Origin of the sequence: Sphingobium olei (assembly GCF_042678845.1) — a bacterium.
Lineage (GTDB): Bacteria > Pseudomonadota > Alphaproteobacteria > Sphingomonadales > Sphingomonadaceae > Sphingobium > Sphingobium olei.
In genome coordinates this window covers 1-6,730 of record NZ_JBHTLS010000078.1, presented here as the reverse complement: position 1 = coordinate 6,730, position 6,730 = coordinate 1, and the positions used below count along the sequence as shown (strand labels likewise).

The following is a 6,730-nucleotide window of genomic DNA, read 5'->3' as shown; positions in this document are numbered from 1 at the left end:
CGGTCGGGCTCCGCCCTCCCTACGCCACGCGCAGCGCAAGGAGCGTTCCTCGACCGTCGTGCCATACTCGAAAGGGGGTCCCTTTTGCGCGCCGATCGGGGGTCCCGTTTGGACGCCGATTGACAGGATTGCGACCAAAAGCGCGTTTCTCAGGAATTTCTGTATTTGTCATAGCGATAGGTGTGCGTCTGCCGTTGCCGAAGACGCAGGGGGAAAAGCGAGGCCTTCGGCGACAGCCTCGTCGATCAACACCCCGACAATGAGATATGTCGCGAGCCACCAAGCGAGTTGTCTGTCATGCGCTGGGAGCACATCGATCACGAGCCCGCTCTCAGGCCGTTTGATCGCACCTTCATTCTGTCAGCGCAGGCGGCCGGCTGCGGTCGCATTGTCCGCAAACATTTCCCGCGCGGGAACCGAAGTAATAGAAGAAAATTCGCCGACGCGACGGTCAAGGGATGAGCTGCGCGCCCACCCGGTCCTTCCTCCTATGCTCAAACCATATCGCCCTACGCGTCAGTCCCGACGAAGCTTCGTCTTTGCGGCTAACGATAAGACATTCTCGGAAGGCTGAGCCCTCGGGCGCTCCTCGCTTACGGCCAAAATGATCAACCAGCACCTCGTGTTCGGCCATTTGTCCCGGCTGCATTTCGGCGTAAAGCGCGCTCCAGTCCAGCCGCGCGCCGTTCGGTGTTAGCAGAGCGAATCACGCTTCCATCTACCACCCGCAGCCGTCGCGTTGCATTCCGGCTGCGGATATCCGCGTCGAACAGGAACGCGGCGCCGTAGCTCAACCAGTCGATCACTCCTTTTAGGCGTTTCAGTAGCCCGACGCCCGACAAATGCGCGATACCGCATCCAGCCGCCCCTGACGCTGCAGACCGTAGGCTCATCCCCCCAGCGCATAGGTGAGAGGTAGCCGGAGCAACGTCGCACCATCCCGCCCTACCCGCCTGCGCTTCAACGCGCCCCATTCGCGCGCGCTATGATCGTGATTCAGATTGGCTGGCAAACGCGGCAGCAACTGAAGGACCAAACCCTTCCCGAACATACGCTACTAAACGCTGCTCCACTGAAAAACATGTGGACGATGATAGGAAAATGGATTTCCCAAGATCAAATCAATATCTAGTAATTGACTGATTTTTTAACAAAATCTGGAGCGGGCGAAGGGATTCGAACCCTCGACCCCAACCTTGGCAAGGTTGTGCTCTACCCCTGAGCTACGCCCGCTCTGGCGGCCGGAGGAGAAGTCCCTCTCGGCGGGTGGCGGGGAACTAGCAGCGCTTGTCCGCATCGGCAAGGGAAGAATTGCACAAAAATGAAATTGGCGGTTTGAACGCGAAAACCTGGAGATTTTCAGCTTTTTCGGCGATCGGACATGGCCGTCATGATAATCCATGTTGGTTGATATCTGGCGAATCAGGGGCATACACCAGTGCTGTGCCTGTTTTGAGGCCGGAACGAATATCTGCTATCTTGCGCAGGATGATGCGCGGGACGGGATCGAACGGGCTACATCTTCGTAGTGCCTCACAGATGAACAGGGAGGATCATCCATGTCGTGCAACCCGATGACGCGCCGCGGATTGCTGCAGGGGAGCGCCGTGCTGGCCGCAGCCGCGCCCGCCATATCCCATGGACAAAGCCAGGCTGACCGATCTGCCAAAGATGCTGGAGGAGCGCGCATGATCCCGGTGGAACTGAACGTCAATGGTCGGGAGGTGCATCTGCAGCTCGACCCGCGCACCAGCCTGCTGGATGCGCTGCGCGAACATCTGCACCTGACGGGCACGAAGAAGGGCTGCGACCATGGACAGTGCGGCGCCTGCACGGTGATTGTCGAAGGCCGCCGCATCAATAGCTGTCTGACGCTGGCCGTGATGCATGACGGCGAAAGGGTGACCACGATCGAGGGCCTGGGCACGCCAGACAGGCTCCATCCGATGCAACAGGCGTTTATCGAGCATGACGGCTATCAGTGCGGATATTGTACGCCTGGGCAGATATGTTCCGCCGTCGCGGTGCTGGAGGAGATCGAGGCCGGTGTGCCCAGCCACGCCACGCGCGATCTGGACAAGGTGCAGATGAGCGACGCCGAACTGCGCGAGCGGATGAGCGGCAATATCTGCCGCTGCGCCGCCTATCCCAACATCATCGCCGCGATGCGCGACGTCGCGGGGGAGGCCAAGGCATGAGGCCCTTTACCTACGAGCGCGCAACGAGCGTGGAAGCAGCGGCTAAAGCGGCGGCATCCGTGCAGGGCGCGCGCTTCATCGCCGGCGGCACCAACCTGCTCGACCTTATGAAATTGCAGATCGAGACGCCGACCCACCTGATCGACGTCAATCATCTGGGCCTGGACCGGATCGAAAAGACGGAGGACGGGGGCTTGAAGATCGGTGCACTGGTCCGCAACACCGATCTGGCGGCCGACAGGACGGTGCGACGCGACTATGCCGTGCTGAGCCGCGCGCTGGTTGCCGGCGCGTCGGGGCAGTTGCGCAACAAGGCGACGACCGGCGGCAACCTGCTCCAGCGTACGCGCTGCCCCTATTTCTACGACACGCGCATGCCGTGCAACAAGCGCAAGCCCGGCAGCGGTTGCGGCGCGATGCAGGGCCTTAGCCGGGGTCTCGCCATATTGGGCGTGAGCGACGCCTGCATCGCCCAGCATCCCAGCGACATGGCGGTTGCGATGCGGCTGCTGGACGCCAAGGTCGACACCGTCGATGCCGCCGGCACGGCGCGCTCCATCCCCATCGCCGACTTCCACCTGATGCCCGGCGACACGCCGCACCGCGAAACGGTGCTGAAGGCCGGAGAGATCATCACCTCCGTCACGCTGCCCAAGCCGATTGGCGGCACGCATGTCTATCGCAAGGTGCGGGACAGGGCGTCCTACGCCTTCGCATTGGTTTCGGTCGCAGCGGTGTTCGGCCGGGACGGAACGGCGCGGTTCGCCTTTGGCGGGATCGGGACCAAGCCGTGGCGGGTCGAGGCTGCCGATGCCGCCGCGCGCAAGGGTGCCAAGGCCGTGGCGGAAGCAGCCTTGGCTGGCGCGCGCACCACCCATCATAATGCATTCAAGACGCTGCTGGTCGAAAGGACGCTGGCGTCGGTCTATCGGCAACAGGAGGCACGGGCATGAAGTTCGCAACCCCCGCAGGTGCCAACCCGATCGACAAAGGCCGGGTGGTCGGCATTCCGCACAGCCGCATCGACGGCCCGGCAAAGGTGACCGGCACCGCGCCCTATGCCTATGAACGGCACGACGCCGCACCCAAGCCCGTCTATGGCTGGATCGTCGGATCGGGCATCGCCAAGGGAAGGATCGCGGCGATCGACCTGCGCGCAGCCGAAGCAGCGCCCGGCGTGCTGGGCATCGTGACCCACGCCAATGCGGGAAAGCTGGGCAAGGGTTCCATGAACACCGCGCCGCTGCTGGGCGGCCCCCAGATCGATCATTATGAGCAGGCGGTCGCGCTGGTCATCGCCGACACGCTGGAAAATGCGCGGGATGCGGCCAAGCTGGTAAGGATCGACTATACGACCGAGGGCGGCAAGTTCGATCTCGCCGCCGAAAGCATCAGGGGTGTGATGCCGCCGGACATGTTCGGTTCGCCCGCCGATACCAAGGCTGGCGATTTCGACGGCGCTTTCGGGAAAGCCGCAGTCCGGATCGACCAACATTACACCACGCCCGATCAGAGCCACGCGATGATGGAGCCGCACGCCACCACCGCGGCGTGGAATGGCGACAAGTTGACCCTGTGGACGTCGAACCAGATGATCGCCTGGGGCGTGGGCGAGGTCGCCAAGACGCTGGGCATCCCCAAGGAAAATGTCAGGCTGGTTTCTCCTTATATCGGCGGGGGTTTCGGATCGAAGCTCTTCCTGCGTGCCGACGCGTTGCTCGCGGCGCTGGGAGCGCGGCAGGTGGGACGGCCAGTGAAGGTCGCCATCGCGCGCCATCAGATCCCCAACAACACCACCCATCGCCCCGCCACGATCCAGCGAATCCGGATCGGCGCGGACAAGGACGGGGTGATCGATGCCATCGCGCATGAGGTCTGGTCCGGCGACCTGCCGGGCGGCGGTCCGGAAACCGCGGCCCAGCAGACGCGATTGCTCTATCGTGGTGCCAATCGCCTGACCGCCCACCGGCTGGTGACGCTGAACCTGCCGGAAGGCAATGCGATGCGCGCGCCCGGCGAAGCGGTCGGATTGCTGGCGCTCGAAGTCGCGATGGACGAGCTGGCGGAGGCCTGCGGCGTCGATCCGGTAGAACTGCGCATCCGCAACGATGTGCAATATGACCCGGAGGCCGGACCGCAGCGACCTTTTTCAAGCCGCAAGTTCGTGGAATGTCTGCGCGCCGGGGCGGATAGGTTCGGCTGGAGCAAGCGCAACCCGAAGCCGGGGAAGGTCCGCGACGGCCGCTGGCTGGTCGGCATGGGCGTGGCTTCCGCCTTCCGAAACAATCTGGTGATGAAGTCAGGCGCGCGGATCGGCGTCGATGCCAAAGGACAGGTCATCGTCGAAACCGACATGACCGATATCGGCACAGGCACCTATACCATCCTTGGCCAGACGGCCGCTGAGATGCTGGGCGTGCCTTTGGAGAATGTGACCGTTCGACTTGGCGACAGCCGGTTTCCGGCTTCGGCAGGCTCAGGGGGCCAGTGGGGTGCCAACAGTTCGACGGCCGGGGTCTATGCCGCTGCCGCGGCGCTGCGCGCGAAGCTGGCGGAGAAGGCCGGCTATCCCGCCGAACAGGCGCAATTCGACGACGGGCTGGTCAAGTTCGGCAACCAGTCCCAGCCCCTCGCTACCTTGGCTGGACGGGACGGCATATGGGCCGAAGACAGCATGGAGTATGGCGATCTCGATAAACGCTATGCGCAGGCAACCTTCGGCGCGCATTTCTGCGAGGTCGGTGTCGATATGGACACCGCCGAAGTGCGCGTTCGCCGCATGGGCGGGGCCTTTGCGGCGGGGCGCATCCTGAACCCCAAATCCGCCCGGAGCCAGGTGATCGGCGCGATGACGATGGGCGTGGGCGCGGCTTTGATGGAAGCGCTGGAGGTCGACACCCGCTTCGGCTTCTTCGTCAATCATGACATGGCTGAATATCTGGTCCCGGTACATGCCGACATTCCCGAGCAGGACGTGCTGTTCATCGACGAACTCGATGACAAAAGCTCGCCGATGAAGGCGAAGGGTGTTGGGGAACTCGGGATTTGCGGCGCTGGCGCTGCGGTCGCCAACGCCATCTACAATGCGACCGGTATACGCTTGCGTGACTACCCCCTGACGCTCGATAAGCTGCTCAAGGCGCAGCGCGCCTGAGTGCTTGATATCTCTTTGGAACCAGCTTGCCTAATCGGTGGTCTGGCTCACTCGGGCGGCGTTGTTGGTAGCAGTGTCGCGGGGTGGATCAGCATTCACCGGCGAACCGCCGTCAAGGAAGCCGCGGAACAGGAAGAAGATCGCTAAGGCAATAATCAACAGCGCGCCTGCCCACATCCATGGGCGCCGATCAGGGGGCGGAGCCATATCTTCTTCCTCCGTGCAGACTATGCTGGATGGAACGGCAGGCGCTTCTCGCTGTTCCAGATGAAGACGCTGATCCAGATCAGCGTGAAAGCTCTCTGACGTCCTCTGAATGCGCTGGGGGAACAATCACAGGCCTGCCCGCATTGCTCCTCCTGTAGGAGAGAAGATATGGTGAACGATCACATCGGCCCGGCGCTCAGGGGCCTCGTCATCGGACTGCCTCTGGCGATCGGATTTTGGGCGATCATTGGAGTGGGCGTCATAGTTGTCGCGTAAGGCTCAATGCGGCACGCATTTCCACGGGGCAGCGCCTTTTCGCCGCTGCCGCGCGGTTGCTCACGCCGACATTAAGGCGTCGGCTTTTTAAGGTAAGCGATCAGCGCTTGCCGTTCCTCCGGCTTCCCGATGCCGGCGAACACCATCGACGTCCCCGGAACGACGGCAGACGGGCGCGTCAGCCATTTATCAAGCGTCGCCACATCCCAGCTGATTCCAGACTTTTGAAGGGCCGTCGAATAGCGGAAACCCGGGATGGCCGCCGCCTTCTTTCCCACTATGCCGTACAGATTGGGGCCGATCTTGTTCGGAGCATTGGCGGCGACATTATGGCACGCCATGCATCGCATGAAGACGCGCTTGCCCAACGCCGCATCGGGCGCCTGGGCAGCGGCAGGCCCCGCCAGCGCGATCAAAGGGAGAAACAGGGAAAACTTCCGCATCATAGAACCTCGCTGATCGATTGATCGTGAACAGGACAGCAAAGTCGCCACGCTGGCGAGCCTCCGGTCTCTTGTCCGACAAACAGAATTGCCGCAGCCTGAACGATTGGAACTATAGAGTGATTTTGATGCGTTGGTCGAATTTGGGGCGGGGAAGTATCGCACATAAATAGGGCATGAGAGCCCTTGGCGACGGAGCCATCCGGTCCAGGAAGGCTGCTTACTGTGTTTGCAGAGGCTACGCTGCTGGTATTAGGCCCCTACGGCGCTCTGTGGCATACGACGACGACGCCCCGAGGGGCGGCGTTTGTATTTGTATAGTGTTTGGTTGCGGGAGTAGGATTTGAACCTACGACCTTCAGGTTATGAGCCTGACGAGCTACCGGGCTGCTCCATCCCGCGATATTTTGTTGGCCTTGGGCGTTGGCGCGGCCATTTGTCGGCTTGGCTTT

General features: G+C 62.2%; 5 protein-coding genes and 2 tRNA genes. 3 read left to right on the top strand and 4 right to left on the bottom strand.

Features of this window, described 5'->3' with window-relative positions:
- Window positions 1-1,158: 1,158 nt before the first annotated feature.
- Window positions 1,159-1,233 (bottom strand) — tRNA-Gly (locus ACFQ24_RS04695).
- Between the two features lie 326 nt (window positions 1,234-1,559).
- On the opposite strand from ACFQ24_RS04695, the gene paoA reads away from it, so the two are divergent.
- The 3 genes from paoA to paoC are packed head-to-tail and all read left to right on the top strand — an operon-like array spanning window position 1,560 to window position 5,352.
- The gene (paoA, locus tag ACFQ24_RS04690) at window positions 1,560-2,198 is read left to right on the top strand and encodes an aldehyde dehydrogenase iron-sulfur subunit PaoA (protein ID WP_380909344.1); all 639 of its coding nucleotides are present in this window, start codon (window positions 1,560-1,562) and stop codon (window positions 2,196-2,198) included.
- Window positions 2,195-3,151, top strand: coding sequence for an FAD binding domain-containing protein (locus tag ACFQ24_RS04685; protein WP_380909342.1), 957 nt, complete (start codon window positions 2,195-2,197; stop codon window positions 3,149-3,151). The genes paoA and ACFQ24_RS04685 overlap by 4 nt, the downstream gene beginning before the upstream one ends.
- A complete protein-coding gene (paoC, locus tag ACFQ24_RS04680) occupies window positions 3,148-5,352 on the top strand; it encodes an aldehyde oxidoreductase molybdenum-binding subunit PaoC (RefSeq protein ID WP_380909340.1) in 2,205 nt (734 codons plus the stop codon). Before ACFQ24_RS04685 ends, paoC begins: the two co-directional genes overlap by 4 nt.
- Before the next feature lie 30 nt (window positions 5,353-5,382).
- Here the strand turns inward: paoC and ACFQ24_RS04675 are convergent, their stop codons facing one another.
- From ACFQ24_RS04675 to ACFQ24_RS04665, 3 genes are all read right to left on the bottom strand, one after another.
- On the bottom strand, window positions 5,383-5,511 hold the full coding sequence (locus ACFQ24_RS04675; protein ID WP_380909338.1) for a hypothetical protein: 129 nt from the start codon (window positions 5,509-5,511) through the stop codon (window positions 5,383-5,385).
- Between the two features lie 395 nt (window positions 5,512-5,906).
- On the bottom strand, window positions 5,907-6,278 hold the full coding sequence (locus ACFQ24_RS04670; RefSeq protein WP_380909336.1) for a c-type cytochrome: 372 nt from the start codon (window positions 6,276-6,278) through the stop codon (window positions 5,907-5,909).
- A 325-nt stretch (window positions 6,279-6,603) separates the two neighbouring features.
- Window positions 6,604-6,680 (bottom strand) — tRNA-Met (locus ACFQ24_RS04665).
- Window positions 6,681-6,730 lie beyond the last annotated feature (50 nt).